The following is a 15,399-nucleotide window of genomic DNA, read 5'->3' as shown; positions in this document are numbered from 1 at the left end:
GCCAAACACCGAGCACTTAAAGTAGCATGAAACCGAAACTGTCTAACAAAATGTCCGCACCCCCCTTTGCGCCGTTTGGGCTTGGCTAAATCCTCCGGATGCCTCTTCACAGACCAGCTCTTTCGAAAGATAAACTAAATACACACAGTTAATTTTAAGAAAGACACATCATGAGCCGGTTCAGAGCTTTTGTTTCCACCCTCACAGTCATGTGCCTGATCGCCACATCGGCGTGTGCGAACAACCCCCAGTCCTCCGACTCCAACAACCCAGAAAGCACAGACTCAGCCGAGCCACCCAAGGATCCCGCATGGGGCGACTGGGTGGACCTGGGCGACGCCGGTGACACGGTAGGCGGAGCCAACGACGAGTACGTCGCCCTCTTAGGCGCCACCGGCCCACCGCACGCTGTGTACGACGTTTCCGGGAGGAAGGTGTGGGACATCCCGGAGCTTTTGAGTGAAGCGCCCCGGCTGTACTCCACGTATTCGTCTGATCAGTTGTTTATCGCCGAGGTGAAAAATGGTGACCTTGTGGGGTTCAACTGGGCGGATGGGTCCGAAAAGTGGCGTTTGAACGCCAAGGAAGTGCTTGCGTGCGATCCGGGCGAGACCGCGGCATGGCAGTTAGTGTCGGGAAAATTTCCTAACGTCGACGAGAAATCTGTCATCGCGCTCACGATTAACGTGATCGGTTTTCAGAAATCCGAGTGCTCATCCAAGGGTGAGGTCCCAGGCAGCATCGCTTTTGATCCCAGCACGGGTGAAGAAAAGTGGAGGGGACCCAACGTCAATGTGGGCAAGGATGCTGTTGACACGAGTCGAAGCATCACTGGGAAATATGTGTACACGGCATCAGGACGTGGCCCTGTCTACCAACTGAGTCGCACCGAAACTGGCTCCGGGAAAACCACATATGCCAGTTTTGAGAAATTCGACGCACCTGACCTTGGCTATTTGAGAGAAGTGTCGGACAAGGGTTTCATCATCGGTGGACATGAATCGGACGAGTACTTTGAAGTTGATTCATGGTCCGATTCACCGGGCGGTGAGCCTATCCTGACAAACCCCACTGACGATTACCCGATCATGTACGAGCTACATAATTCTCCGGGGACCGGTTATGTGTACGGCTTTGAGGTGAGGTCCGACCACCACCTCGACTCGGCCTTGAAGTACCACTTGTTTAATGTCACGGAACCGGACGCCTCGGAAATCAGCCCCAACCTCACTGACTATGCGATGCCACAGGCGCCTGACTATACAGGTGATGAAGGGATCGATACGTACGACCCGTATCTAGGCAATGACCCCATCGTGCCGCGCGATGGAAAAGCGCCTCTTATCGTTCTGCCGTGGACTAAATCTAAGCTCGTAGCCTTTGACTACAAGACCGGCAAACCTGCGTGGACCATTGACGACGGTGAACGCGCCGATCACACCACCTACATCCCGTCGATGAACGAAGTCGTATTCCGACAAAAGAACCGTGTGGTAGCCGTTGACGCTCTTACAGGAGAAGAAAAATGGGCTGAAGACTTTGACAAACCCGTTGGCGTACTAGACCAGGCTGGTGCGTTCTTAGTTGCAGCACATGATTATGAGTCAGGCACATCCGTGTCCATCCGAGTGATTGAGAAGTAGATAGGTAACCATGCGTAAGTTTTCACATTTGATGACAGCGTTGGCTGTCTCGTGTAGCCTCGTACTTTCGGCATGTTCCGGTGGCACCGGCGGCCCTGGAGGCCCGGGCGGACAAGGTGGTGACGGCTCCGAGAAAGCAGAAGCCCCCGTGTACACGTGGGGCGACTGGGTAGAACTCGGTTTCACCGCCAACCTCGAACTGGCCAACGACACCTACGCAACCTTTCGCAAGTTAGATGACATGACGCACGAGGTGTATGACACCTCGGGAAACAAAGTGTGGGACGTCCCCACACTCAAGCCCATCACCATGTCCGTGTACAACACGTGGGCATCAGATGAGTTGTTTATCGCCGAGGTGGAAAACGGCGACCTGGTTGGTTTCAACTGGGCGGACGGAGCAGAAAAGTGGCGTTTAAACCCGGCTGAGATCCTCCAGTGCGACCCGGGCGACGCCTCATTATGGTCAGTCGCGTCACGCACCGACCCAAAGGTTGACGACGACTCGACGATCGTGCTGGGCATTTCCGATCAGAACGCGTTCGAAAACGGTTGCCGATCGGCAGACGACTATCCGAGCTCTGTCGCCTTCGACCCAAAGACAGGTGAAGAAAAATGGCGTGGCCCAAACGTTAACGGAGACTCCGGAACCGTTGCTTCGTTCACCAGCGTCACCGGTAAATACCAGTACGCTGCGTGGGGTACGGACATGCAATATCAGATGAGCCGGACCGAGGTCGGATCTGGAAAGACCACCTACGCCACGGTCGAAAAAACTCATGAACCGTGGTTTGCGTTCGCTCACGAGGTGTCCGATACGGGATTTGTCATTGCCGGTGGCGAGCACAACGAGTACGTGGAGATCCGCACGTGGTCTGACCAACCCGGCGGTGACCCGGTCAAAGCGAATGTGGCTGCAGATTTCCCAGTTCCGTACAACTTACGCAACTCACAGAGCAGTGGGTACGTCTACGGATTCAATGTGGGTCCCCAGCAACCCAACGGTTCCGATTTGAAGTACCACTTCTTTAACCTCACCAAACCAGACAGCGACACCATTAGCCCACGTTCCGAGTCGTACCCCACTCCCGAAGCACCTGCCATTCCAGGCAGCGACGACGCGAAGGGCTACGAACCGTATCTGTGGAACGACCCGCTGGTGCCACGCGAGGGCGCTTCACCTCTCATCGTCCTACCGGGAACTTCGTCTCCGCTTGTCGCATTCGACTATGAGACCGGTGAGCCCGTGTGGTCGGTTGACGGGGGCGACCAGATTTCGAGCACCACATATGTCCCTCAAACAAACGAAGTCATTTTCGCTCTCGACAGTGAAGCCGTAGTTGTGGACGCCCAAACCGGAGAAGAAAAGCTGCGGGAAAAGTTTGGTGATGACGTGTACGGTGTCGACTTCTTTGGCGGAGTCATGGCGGTCTACCACTCAGATGGCACATCGATTCGTGCCCTCAAACACTGACTACGAAGTAATAGCACTGATCGCACAGTCACAGACGCATCAGTCACTAAGAAAACAAGGAAAAACCATGAAGAAAACCACGCGTAGATTTACACACGTGTTGTCAGGCTTGGCTGTCACGTGCTGTCTCGTGCTGTCGGGATGTTCTGGTGGCCCAGGAGGACCTGGCGAGCAGAGCGGTAGAGACTCGAACAATGCAGCCGCACCCGCAGGAAAGTGGGGCGACTGGGTTGAGATTGACCAAAACGCTGTTGTTCGCGGCGCCTCTGGCGACTCTGCCCTGATCAAACCAGCTGACGGAACCATTCCCTACGTCATCGACGCGCAAGGCCAGAAGAAGTGGGAGTTCCCCGGTGGAACGATGACGGAGGGTGAAGACGAGACCCTCTACTACGACGATGAGCACATCTACACCATGCTGGAAGAGGACCATTCGGTGATTGCGCTGGACTGGGCCACCGGAGAGCAGGCGTGGAAGTTCACGGTGGCGGACAAAGCGAAGTGTGCAGACCCCAAGGAGTACACCCTATACCCGGGTGCGGGAGATATGGCGAACCGCCGGCTCAATGCTGACAACCCACTGATTCTTGGTTTCACGACCCAGTCAGACGAACCCTACGGACCACCCGAATGCACAGAAGTGTCCAGTGGTGAGATGGGCCCCTCCCCCATGAACTTTGCGATCGACCCTACAAACGGAGAACAGCTGTGGGAAATGGAGGGTACGCCAAACCTGTACGGCTACCGTGGTTACGCCTCAGACCCGTTGGGCAAATACCTCTTCATGCTGTGGGACATGCGCGGACAAGTACATGTTGCTCGCATTGATATCAAGACCGGTGATTTCTCCGAAGCATCCCTTGGTGCTGACGCACCTGAGTACCTATGGTCACTCGACATGGCACATTTCGCCTCGGTGGGGATTAACGAGTTCCTCATTATTACGGAAGAAGGAGAGGTAGCTCGCGCCCTTGCTCAGGGCTACGGGCCAAACGGTCACGAAGGAAAACTCCTCGCTCGAAAAGAAGAATCTCAGAGCCCGTGGGATCTTGGCATCATGATCACCGACACTGGAGTTGCATGCAGCTTCCAGGCGCCTACAGGGGCCGGAGAAGATTACGTTGGCAAGCTCATTGCCAAGCCCGGCGACGGAGAAGACGCGAAGTACTCAGAGTGGAAAGCACCAGCACCTGACCTCACCGCTAACGACAATGACACCCCGCAGCTTGCGTACTTCGGTGACAACCAGATCATCGATTCCGACCCTAAGAACCCCATCATTGTTGTGCCCTCACCGGACGGTGGTGTGGTTGCGTATCAGCTCACTGACGGGACCGAGGTGTGGAAAACCCAAGGCGAAAAGCCCGGCACCCGCCCGTCTTACTCCGCAGCTGCGGGCCAGGTGAGTTACGTCGAAGGTGACGACTTCGTCACTGTCGATGCCACCTCGGGCGAGGAAATCTCACGAGATTCCGTGCCCGGCATACACGCTGTGAGCACCGTTGGTCCGTACCAAGTAGTTGAGAGCCGAAGCGACTCACCTACCCGCATGCGCGTGTGGACGCAGTAGGTCAGGCTACGGGGCTATAGGCCGCGCGGCCTCCACAGAGACTATGTGAATACAAAAGTGCCACCTCATACGAGGTGGCACTTTTATTAGGCTTCGATCAGATCCACGCGAACGCGTTCGCCGTGACCAGCGAGCGCCCCGATGACCGTGCGCAACGCTTTTGCCGTGCGCCCAGAGCGTCCAATGACGCGCCCGAGGTCGTCCGGGTGAACGCGCACCTCCAGAGTCAGGCCCCGGTGAGTGTTGCGCTCACGCACACTGACATCTTCAGGGAAATCAACAATCCCGCGGACCAAGTGTTCCAAAGCCTGCTGCAACATGATTAGGCCTCAGTCTTTTCTTCTGCGTTGTCAGCTGCAACTTCTTCAGCTGGAGCTTCCTCAGCGGCCGCATCGTCAGCAGACTCTTCAGCCTTGTCTTCGCCACCCTTAGGAGTAATAGCCTCCTTGATGACGGACTTAGCTTCAGGAGCAACAAAAGCTTCCTTTTCAGGCTGTCCCTTAACAGTGTTTTCGGTCGAGCCTTCGCCCTTGAACTTGCCCCAGTCTCCGGTGAGCTTCAGCAGTGCCTTGACCTGGTCAGTGGGCTGTGCACCCACAGACAGCCAGTACTGAGCGCGTTCAGAGTCGATCTTGATAACCGAAGGGTTTTCGGTTGGGTGGTACACGCCGATCTCTTCGATTGCGCGGCCGTCACGACGAGTGCGTGAGTCAGCTACAACAACACGGTAGAACGGCTTACGGATCTTACCCATACGGGTCAGACGAATTTTGACTGCCACGGTGGTGGTGTCTCCTTTTTCACATCAATTTTTCGGAAGTTCTCATTCGTGGGGTTAAATCAGTTCTTCCGAATGAACTTCGACCGGCTCGAGGTTGAGAGGGTCCTGTTCACCGGTCAAGTACAAGCCAATATTTTGCCAAACTTTTTGCGTTGTTTCCAATTAGAGCGGAAACGGGGTAAGTCCTCGGGAACCACCCCTGTGCCCCAGCTTCAGCGACCGAACCCGCCGCCGAACCCCTTAGGTAACTTTGAAAAGTCGATTTCGTCGTCATCGAGGTCGATTCCGCCAAAGGACGCGCCCTGCTTCTTAGGCAACTTGCCTTCGCGCCGCAGCTGCTCGTCGCGTTCTGCCTGCGCGCGCTTGGCCGGGTTACCTGATTTGGCTTTGCCCTTCTTTTTAGCCGGGCCCTTCTTGCGTCGGCTCGAACCACCAGGCCCGCCACCGCCAGGCATTCCGGGCATGCCAGGCATTCCGGGCATTCCTCCACCTGGCATCGCAGGCATCCCTGGCATTCCACCGCCAGAACCTCCGCCACCTGGCATTGCGGGCATTCCCGGCATGCGACGCCCACCACCGAACTGCTTCATCATCTTCTGAGCCTGAGCGAAACGGTCCATGAGCTGGTTAATAGTGGTCACAGAGTTACCCGAACCGCGAGCAATACGCGCCCGGCGCGAACCGTTCAGAATCTTGGGGTTGGCGCGCTCTTGGGGAGTCATCGACCGGATAATTGCTTCAACACGGTCAATCTCACGGTCATCAAACGCTTCGATTGCTTCTTTGTACTGCCCCATGCCCGGCATCATGCGAAGCATTTTCTTCAGCGAGCCCATCTTCTTGATGGACTCCATCATGCTGAGGAAGTCGTTGAGGTCAAAGGACTCACCCGACTGCACCTTCTTGGCAAGCTTCTCTGACTGCTTCGCGTCAAAGGTCTTTTCAGCCTGCTCAATGAGGGTGAGAATGTCACCCATATCCAAGATGCGGTCGGCCATACGGTCCGGGTGGAACAGCTCAAAGTCTTTGAGCCCTTCACCCGTGGACGCGAACATGATGGGCTTCCCGGTGACTTCAGCAACCGAAAGCGCGGCACCACCTCGGGAGTCACCGTCGAGCTTCGACAGAACCACACCGGTGAAGTCGACACCTTCGTTGAACGCCTGCGCGGTAGTCACCGCGTCTTGACCAATCATGGCGTCGATGACGAAAAGAACTTCGTCCGGGTTCACAGCCGCGCGAATATCGGCAGCCTGTTGCATGAGCTCTTCGTCAATACCCAAACGACCAGCCGTGTCGACGATCACCACGTCATACAGCTTGGACTTCGCAACTTCCATGGAGTCGCGGGCGACCTTCACCGGGTCACCAACGCCGTTACCGGGTTCAGGCGCATACACATACGCACCCGCACGCGATCCCACAACCTCCAGCTGGTTCACCGCGTTGGGGCGCTGAAGGTCAGCAGCCACCAGCATGGGACGGTGCCCGTCACTCTTGAGCCAGTGAGCAAGCTTTCCAGCCAGCGTGGTCTTACCAGCACCCTGCAGACCCGCCAACATGATGACGGTAGGTGGCTTCTTCGCAAACTGGATTCGCCGGGTCTTCCCACCCAGAATCTGCACCAGTTCGTCATTCACAATCTTGACGACCTGCTGGCCAGGGTTGAGCGCCTCGGACACTTCTGCCGACAGCGCGCGCTCACGCACACGACCCGTAAACGCCCGCACAACGGGCAACGCGACGTCAGCGTCAAGAAGCGCCCGGCGGATTTCACGGATGGTTGCGTCCACGTCCGCTTCAGACAGGCGACCTTTGCCGCGCAGGTTCTTAAAAGTGGACGTCAGCCTGTCAGACAGTGAGTTGAACACGTAGATTTGCTTTCGTCGGTGGTTTCGTCAGTCTCTTAGGATACCAACCAGGCAGACACGCCCGGAAATGCACGACCTCGGCTAGTCCTCAAGGAGCGCATCAACAAAGTCTTCAACAACGAACGGTGCGAGGTCGTCAGCCCCTTCACCCAGGCCGACCAGCTTGACGGGCACGCCCAGTTCGCGTTGCACGGCCACCACAATCCCACCCTTGGCAGTCCCGTCCAACTTGGTGAGAACGATCCCAGAAACATTTACGACCTCGGCGAAAACCTTGGCCTGCTGCATACCGTTCTGCCCGGTGGTGGCGTCAAGAACCAGGAGCACTTCATCCAGTTCGTGCCCCTCCCCCAGCGGACGGGTGGCCACTTTCTTGACCTTGCCAAGTTCGTCCATGAGGCCCTTTTTGTTCTGCAGACGGCCCGCCGTGTCGATGAGCACGACGTCCACGTTATCTTTCAGGCCGCGTTCAACAGCACTGTAGGCAACGGATGCGGGGTCGGAACCTTCGGGCCCTCGCACGGTTTCAACGCCCACGCGTTCACCCCACGTGGTGAGCTGTTCAGCAGCGGCGGCGCGGAATGTGTCAGCAGCACCCAGCAACACGGTCTTGTCCGAGGCGACCAACACACGCGCGATCTTGCCCACCGTGGTGGTCTTACCTGCCCCGTTCACACCAACAACCAGCACCACCGAAGGTTCGTCGCCACCGGTTTCGGTGCGCAGGGTGCGGTCCATAGTGGGGTCCACGACCTTGATGAGTTCTTCACGCAGAAGCGCACGCACGGTGGACAGGTCGCGGGTGCCCAAAACGCGGACGCGTTCACGCAGGTTGTCGACAAGTTCCGTTGCCGTGTCTACCCCCAGATCCGCGACGATCAGGGTGTCTTCGATTTCTTCCCACGTGGCTTCATCCAGAGTGTCACGCGATAGCAGGGCCAGCAGGCCACGGCCCATCGCGTTGTTTGATTTGGCAAGCCGGTTGCGCAGTTTGGCTAGTCGCGTTGTAGGTTCGGTGGGAACTTCCCGAGGTGGTTCGTCCTGGGCGGGTTCCTCCGGCGCGGGTGCGACTTGGGTGCTGCCTGTGGTGTCATCAGGAAGCGTGTGTTCGGGTTTCTTTGGTTTCCGTGGGACCAGGAAAAACAGCCCCAGCGCAACAAGGACTACGAGCCCCAGAATCCCGTAAACAATCTGCGCCTGTAAATCCACAATCAACTCCTATCCGTGCTCACACACCACAATAAACGGTTACGTTGCGGATCAAGAATCAGGCGGCGCGCTATGAAGTGCGCGGGCGGCGCGCGGGTGAGTTACCGGAACAGCAGGTGGAAGGCAGTGCGCATGCCCGTTCCGGTGGCAGGTACTTTCCAGTGCCGGGTCCGAGGTCGCAGAGTGAAGAGCGACGGGGCGGCATGGCGGCGGGGTTGCGGGTGCAGAATGTAGGACTCGTCGCGCATCGCGGTGACGGCGGCCTGTTCGCGGGTGGCCAGGTGCGAGTGGTCGTCGTCATGGCCAAAGAACCCGTAGACGGATTTGTCGTGTCCTAAGAATTCTGCGGGGAGGCGGAAGCGTTGCGGTGTGTGTGCCTGTTTGTTTTGTCCAGAAGCGGACATGGCGACAAGGATAACGATGACAAGACCGATTCCAACGGTAATGCCGAGCCCCAAAAGGACGACGATGAAACCACTCATGTACGTCGCACCTGATTTCTCATTTCGAGGCAACCGCTCCCTTCGAATCACTGACCACTCAAGTTTATAGGTTGACGTCTGTGTCACCTGGTAGGGGCGGTTAACAAATCTGTCACGAACCAACCCACTTTATTACAACGGCTCAACATTTCGGTGTCAGAACAGCGGTATGGGCGACCCAGGTCACACTCAACGTCACTGGGCCGAGGTGGTTTCCCGGCTGAGCTTTTGGGAGATGACTTTCGAGATTCCGTCCCCACTCATGGTCACTCCGTAGAGAGCGTCTGCAATTTCCATGGTGCGCTTTTGGTGAGTGATGACGATAAGTTGCGACGCTTCTTGCAGTTCTTGGAACACGGTAAGGAGGCGCGACAGGTTGACGTCGTCTAGGGCTGCTTCGACTTCGTCCATGACGTAGAACGGTGAGGGGCGGGCTTTGAAGATCGCTACCAGAATGGCCACGGCCACCAGCGAGCGCTCCCCACCTGAGAGCAGCGAGAGCCGTTTGACACGTTTTCCCGCGGGCCGGGCAAAGACTTCCACGCCGGTGGTCAGCATGTCGTTCGGATCGGTCAGTGTGAGTTCGCCTTCACCACCGGGGAACAGGCGTTGGAAGATGCGCTCAAATTCGCGCTTGGTGTCTGCGAATGCTTCAGCGAAAACATCACGCACGTGCGCGTCAACTTCGTCAACGAGCTTCAACAGTTCCGCGCGGGATTTCTCAATGTCGTTGATCTGGGCTTCTAAGTAGTCGTGCCGTTCTTTGAGCGCGTTGTATTCTTCAAGCGCCAGCGGGTTGACCGCACCAATTGCCGTGATTTCCTTCTTGGCTTGTTTGGCGATCTTTTGGATGTCCGCCCGTACATACGGCACGGGGTCCTCCCCCTCAACAGGCACGGGCACGTGGGGGCCAAACTGTTCGATGAGGTTTTCCACGCCTAGGCCAACTTCTTCATTGGCCCTGCGGGTGAGTTCCTCCAGCTGCAACACGTGTCGTTCACGCGCGAGGTTCGCAGCATGTTGAGCTTCTTTGAGTTGCGCCAGTTTCTCCATGGCTTGTGCGCGTTGCTCATATGCTTGGTCAAGTTCCTCACGGTGTGTGTGCCGTTGTTGTTTGAGCGCCGTGAGCTGTTCGGTGAGTCGTTCTTCCACACCTGAAAAGTGGTCGGCCAGCTGCGTCGCAGTTTCGCCAAGGGTTTTCGCCTCGTGGGCCATGCGTGCGCGCCGTTCCTTTTCTTCTTTGGCTTTTTCGCGCGCTTCGCGTTCACGTTCCGCCTGCCGGTTCAGTGCTTGAGCACGATCGGTGAGAAACTTGACGCGGTCCCCGGCGGCTCGCACCGAAACTTTCAGTTCCATGACTGTTTCGTTGAGTTCACGGTGCTCAGCCGTAAGTGCCTCAACAGCGCTGGTGTCCGGTTCAGTGTCGACGCTTTGCGTGTTGCTGTTGAGTTTTTCAGAAGCGTCGTGTGCCCGCTGGGTTGCGGTTTCGATGTGTGCTTTGAGCACTTTCATCCGCGAATCACGGGCACTGATGCGTTCGTGAACGTCGTTAAGTGTCGTGGCGGCTTTTGTCACCTCAGCTTGCGCCGCCATGATTTTCGCATCGGACTCGTACAGCGCGTCCAGTGCTTCATTCTCAGCCGCTTGAGCCTTTTCGAACTCTGCCTGCGCGGTCTGTTCGTTCTTCTCCAAAGCCGCAACCGCCTCGGTCGCTTCCACCTGCGTGCGTTCTGCTTTCTCAAGCTCCGCTTTTGCTTGCATGCGGGCAGAATCTTCGCCGCCTGCTCGCCGAATACGGTGTTGCGAGAACACTTCCCCCTTCGGAGTCACGAACGTACACGCGGGGTGCTCGCGCATCCACGTGTGGGCGGTCGTACTGTCCGGAGCTTCGTATACCCCTGCAAGCGTGCGGTCCAAGAGGTTGTTCATGACCGTGGAGTCAGACGTCACGTACTCCCGCACCGGGTGTTCGCCTGCCGGGCCGCGCAGCGAGGTGCCCTCAGGGGCGGAGGTGGGAACGACCTCGGCGTCCTCTCCTAACACCACCAAGTCAACGTCCCCGTCAAACTGCGTGAGCACCTGCTGGGCAGTGTCCATGGTCGCGACAGCCACTGCCGTCGCGAGGGAACCCAGCACCGCGGTCACGTGGGGTTCGTGGCCGGGGGTGATGGTGAGCGATTCGGCGACGGGGCCGCCCACTCCGTCGACTCCGCTTTCGCCGATGTCGTGGGATGCGAATGTAGCGGCCAGCGTGAGGGCTTCGATGCGGGCTTGGATTTGGCGAAGGTTGGTGCGGGCTTCGGCGAGGTTTTCGCGCACGTTGGTGAGGTGGTCGCGGGCCTTCTGGGTGGCTGCGCTGGCGGTTTCGTGCTGGGAGTCCAGGTCGGTTTCGCTGTGTTCAAGTTGGCGTGCGCGGGTCTGGGCTTCGGTGAGTGCTTTTTCCTCCGCCGAGGTGTCAATCTGTTGGTCCTGTAGCGTCGCCAGTTCTTTTTTGGCTTCCTCGAGTGCGCGGGTGGCGACGGTTGCTTCGGACTCGAGGCTGGCGCGTTCGCGGAGGTGGGTGCGGATGAGTTCGCGTTGTTGGGCGAGTTCCGCGTTAGCTGTGGCGAGTTCTTGTTCTGCTTGTTGGCACTTTTCGAGTGCGTCTTGGAGTTTCTGTTCGCGTTGCTCTAGGTCTTCGCGTGCGGTGTCGCGTTCGCGGAGGTAGTGGGCGGCGCGGTTTTCAAGTGCGCGTGGGTCTTCGCCGGTCTGAGTGGATGGCTGGACAGAAAGGAGGAGTTCGTTGCGGTCGCGGGCTCGTTCTGCCAGGGCTTTCGCTTTGCTCACGGCTTTTGTGACGCGTGCCAACATTTTTTCGGTCTGTTCAGTGTGGGCTTCGTGTTGGGACACGCGTGCGGTGAACTGTTCGATGTGGGTTGCCAGGGTGGCAACAGTGTTTTCGAGTTCCTGGCGGATTGTTTCGTCTTCTGTTGTGTGCGTGGCTTCGAGTTTCGCTTGCACGCGCACGATGTCGTCTGCCAGGAGTCGGGCTGTTGCGTCGCGGAGTTGGGCTTGCACCGTGGCTGCGCGTGTGGCGGCTTTGGCCTGGCGGGCTAGTGGCCCTAGCTGTTTGGACAGTTCATGTCGCAGGTCCCCTACCCTGTCGAGGTTGGTCTGCAGGCCGGTGAGTTTACGCAGCGCTTTGTCTTTGCGGCGGCGGTGTTTGAGTACACCGGCGGCTTCTTCGATGAAGCCGCGTCGAGTTTCAGGGTCGGCGTGCAGGATTTCGTCGAGGCGTCCTTGCCCCACGATCACGTGCATTTCTTTGCCCAGGCCGGAGTCGTTGAGGAGTTCTTGAATGTCGAGGAGGCGGGCGGGTGCCCCGTTGACGGAGTATTCGCTTCCGCCGCTGCGGAAGAGGGTTCGGCTGATGGTGACTTCTGTGTAGTCGATGGGGATTGCGCCGTCGGTGTTGTCGATGGTGAGGCTGACTTCAGCGCGGCCCAGGCCCTGTTTTTTGGCAGTGCCTGCGAAGATGACGTCATCCATTTTGCCGCCACGTAGGTTCTTGGCGCCTTGTTCGCCCATCACCCAGGCAAGGGCGTCGACCACATTGGACTTACCAGAACCGTTGGGTCCCACAACACACGTGATACCGGGTTCGAGTTCAAGAGTCGTCGCATGAGCAAACGACTTAAACCCGCGCATCGTGAGTGTTTTGAGGAACATAGCCTTCTTATTTTATGTTGTGTGCGATCATCGAGGCATGAGGCCGGTGCTTATTCTGATTATCGGGTGTGTTTTGGCTGGTGGTGCCTCAACAATGCTGAAGCTCAGTGGAGCCGAACCCGTGACCGGAGCATTCTTTCGGTGCCTTTTCGCCATGTTCCCGCTGGGAGTGGCGTGGGCGGTTGAGCGGGTACGGTTTGGCAAACTCTCCCGGACTGAGTGGACGTTTGGTTTGCTGTCCGGACTGTTTTTGGCCCTTGACTATATGTTGTTCAATCAGGCGATTCTGGACTCTGGCGCTAGTATCGCCACTGTCCTCATTGGCGCCCAGGTTGTGGTCTACCCGTTCCTTGTCTGGCTGATCCATAGAGCTCCCGTTGCGCAAAAGTTCATTTTGGGTGTTCCAGTGATGCTGCCCGGTCTTGCACTCACGGCCGGTTTGGGCTCCTCGGTCACAACTGGGCCACACCCGTTACGTGGCGGGGTGTGCGGGATTCTGGCGGGCGTGTTTTTTGCCGGGTATTTATATTGCAACAGGGTGGCATCTTTGCATGATCGCAGGCGAATGTTTACGCCAGTCGCGCTGGGGACCTTTGGCTCAGTGGTCGTTATCGCCACGGTGGCTCCGGTAGTACAGCCGTTGAACTTTGGCCTTGATGGTACAGCGTGGGTCTTGCTCATTGCGACCGCCATGCTAGGACAGTTCTTGGCGTTTGTGCTCATTGGCCGTGGCAGCGCAGATGTGAGTGCGGATACCGCAGCTTCACTGTTGTTGGTCCAACCAATGTCAGCGGTGGTGTTGGGTATGGTCGTGCTAACAGAGCGTCCCACGCTCCTCCAGTTCTTAGGAATTCTCCTCACCTTGGCCACGGTGGGTTTCTTATCACTCCCCACGTTGCCACCCTCTGTCCGCAAGGCTTGAAACTGTTGAACTCGCACAGCGGGACACACGTTCAAATCAAGGAAACTTGTGTAAGGTGTGTTGCACACAACGAAGTGTTTTCTAGTGGTTTGGAAATGGCTGATTCATATGCACACTCCAGATTCGAACTCTCATAACATGCCCGACTACCTGGACGATCTGCGTCCAGACCCTGACAAGGGTCGTGAAGTTGATTACAAGTCCCCTGGTGAACGCGCAACCGGGATTCCCTCTAAGACGAACGCATTTCGCTGGGCGGGTTTTTCTATTGGACTCGTTATTGCTCTAGCCCTGTGGTTTCTTCTCCCTGAAACTGTGGGTCACAATGCACGTTTGACCGCTGCGATCGCAGGGCTCATGGCTACCTGGTGGATGACGGAAGCAATTCCAATTCCAGCAACTGCGTTGGTGCCACTCGTTGCGTTCCCGCTTTTCGCACAACCCATCGCTGAGGACGGCGCAGAGCCCAAGCCTCTCACGTTCAGCCAGGTTGGTGCCTCGTACGGAAACGCAACGATCTTCCTGTTCATGGGCGGATTCTTCATTGCGCTTGCCATGCAACGGTGGAATCTGCACCGGCGAATTGCGTTGGGTGTTTTGCGGATCATGCCTAACAGTCCCGGCGCGATGATCGCAGGGTTCATGATCGCGACCGCGTTCTTGTCCATGTGGGTGTCGAACACCGCAACGGCCGTCATGATGCTACCCATCGGAATGTCAGTACTCACGCTGGTAAACGAGGCCACCGGCAAGTCGTCAACCACCTCAGTGACGGATGTCGTTCAATCAAAATTTGGTACTGCGCTGATGCTCGGTATTGCATATGCCGCGTCGTTGGGATCGCTTGGGACGCTGATCGGCACTCCGCCTAACACGTTCCTAGCCGGATATATGGCGGAGACTCAAGGAGTGTCCATCAGCTTTGTGGGCTGGATGGCTGTCGGTGTTCCCGTTTCTGCTGTCTTCTTGGTAATCACGTGGTTTCTGCTGGTCAAGGTGCTGTTCAAACCAGAGATTTCCGAGATTCCTGGTGGCAACGAGCTCATCCGCAAAGAGCTCGACCGGCTGGGCCCTATTTCTTCTGGTGAAATGCGGATGTTGGGCGTCTTCATCCTGACAGCGCTCGCGTGGATTACGATTCCGCTTGTTTTTGAAAAACCGCCTATTGATGATGCAGGTATTGCTATGGCCAGTGGCCTGTTGCTGTTCTTGCTTCCTGCGGGGGCGGAAAGAGGCGTGAAGCTCCTGGACTGGCAGAGCGCTAAGGAACTGCCGTGGGATGTGCTGTTGTTGTTCGGTGGTGGACTTGCGTTGTCGAGCATGTTTGAAAAGTCCGGGCTCACCAAGGTAATTGGAGACATGGCAGCAGGAATGGCTGGGGTGCCACTGATCCTTGTCATTGCGGTGCTTGCGGGTGCAATTTTGTTCCTTACCGAGCTGACGTCAAACACTGCGACCGGTGCTACGTTCATTCCGGTGGCTGCTGGTATTGCAATGGGTATGGACGTCAATGTCCTGTTGTTCGCCGCACCGGTTGCGTTGGCTGCGACGTGTGCGTTCATGCTGCCCGTGGCCACACCGCCAAACGCTGTTGCGTACGGTTCGGGTTATGTGACGATCGGGCAGATGGTTCGAGGTGGTATCTGGCTCAACCTGATCGGTATCGTGCTCATTACGCTGGCGTCCATGACGTTGCTGACGTGGGTGTTCGGTTTGTGAGGTGTCTTGCCGAGGTGTCA

Annotated in this window: 11 protein-coding genes; 5 read left to right on the top strand and 6 right to left on the bottom strand. The window is 57.2% G+C overall.

Annotated features, from left to right (window positions below; translation table 11 throughout):
- Positions 1-170: 170 nt before the first annotated feature.
- The 3 genes from QP868_RS07240 (at position 171) to QP868_RS07230 (ending at position 4,687) form a co-directional block, all read left to right on the top strand.
- On the top strand, positions 171-1,643 hold the full coding sequence (locus QP868_RS07240) for an outer membrane protein assembly factor BamB family protein (protein WP_284925925.1): 1,473 nt from the start codon (positions 171-173) through the stop codon (positions 1,641-1,643).
- Positions 1,644-1,653: 10 nt separating this feature from the next.
- Entirely contained in the window at positions 1,654-3,117 is a 1,464-nt protein-coding gene (locus QP868_RS07235; RefSeq protein ID WP_284925924.1) for an outer membrane protein assembly factor BamB family protein, read from the top strand.
- A 67-nt stretch (positions 3,118-3,184) separates the two neighbouring features.
- Positions 3,185-4,687: a hypothetical protein gene (locus tag QP868_RS07230; protein ID WP_284925923.1), complete on the top strand. Its 1,503-nt coding sequence runs from the start codon at positions 3,185-3,187 to the stop codon at positions 4,685-4,687.
- A gap of 86 nt (positions 4,688-4,773) precedes the next feature.
- Here QP868_RS07230 and QP868_RS07225 read toward each other — a convergent pair whose 3' ends face one another.
- The 6 genes from QP868_RS07225 to smc all read right to left on the bottom strand — a co-directional run bounded on the left by QP868_RS07225 (position 4,774) and on the right by smc (position 12,738).
- Complete coding sequence (locus tag QP868_RS07225) at positions 4,774-5,007, bottom strand: RNA-binding protein (protein ID WP_005885005.1); 234 nt, start codon at positions 5,005-5,007, stop codon at positions 4,774-4,776.
- A gap of 2 nt (positions 5,008-5,009) precedes the next feature.
- Complete coding sequence (gene rpsP, locus QP868_RS07220; protein ID WP_284925922.1) at positions 5,010-5,468, bottom strand: 30S ribosomal protein S16; 459 nt, start codon at positions 5,466-5,468, stop codon at positions 5,010-5,012.
- A 212-nt stretch (positions 5,469-5,680) separates the two neighbouring features.
- Positions 5,681-7,339 (bottom strand): signal recognition particle protein, encoded by a 1,659-nt coding sequence (ffh, locus tag QP868_RS07215; RefSeq protein ID WP_284925921.1) that lies wholly within the window; start codon positions 7,337-7,339, stop codon positions 5,681-5,683.
- A gap of 81 nt (positions 7,340-7,420) precedes the next feature.
- Positions 7,421-8,554 carry a signal recognition particle-docking protein FtsY gene (gene ftsY / locus QP868_RS07210; RefSeq protein ID WP_284925920.1) on the bottom strand — a complete coding sequence of 378 codons (1,134 nt, stop codon included), beginning with the start codon at positions 8,552-8,554 and terminating at the stop codon, positions 7,421-7,423.
- Between the two features lie 95 nt (positions 8,555-8,649).
- Positions 8,650-9,030, bottom strand: coding sequence for a hypothetical protein (locus QP868_RS07205; protein ID WP_284925919.1), 381 nt, complete (start codon positions 9,028-9,030; stop codon positions 8,650-8,652).
- Between the two features lie 195 nt (positions 9,031-9,225).
- Positions 9,226-12,738, bottom strand: coding sequence for a chromosome segregation protein SMC (gene smc / locus QP868_RS07200; protein ID WP_284925918.1), 3,513 nt, complete (start codon positions 12,736-12,738; stop codon positions 9,226-9,228).
- Between the two features lie 37 nt (positions 12,739-12,775).
- Between smc and QP868_RS07195 the strand changes: the two genes are divergently transcribed.
- Positions 12,776-13,660: a DMT family transporter gene (locus tag QP868_RS07195; protein ID WP_284925917.1), complete on the top strand. Its 885-nt coding sequence runs from the start codon at positions 12,776-12,778 to the stop codon at positions 13,658-13,660.
- Positions 13,661-13,798: 138 nt separating this feature from the next.
- Positions 13,799-15,379 carry an SLC13 family permease gene (locus QP868_RS07190; protein ID WP_284925916.1) on the top strand — a complete coding sequence of 527 codons (1,581 nt, stop codon included), beginning with the start codon at positions 13,799-13,801 and terminating at the stop codon, positions 15,377-15,379.
- The last annotated feature ends 20 nt before the right edge of the window (positions 15,380-15,399 follow it).

It is taken from the genome of Brevibacterium sp. UMB1308A, from assembly GCF_030230605.1.
GTDB lineage: Bacteria > Actinomycetota > Actinomycetes > Actinomycetales > Brevibacteriaceae > Brevibacterium.
This window is presented reverse-complemented; position numbering and strand designations above follow the sequence as displayed.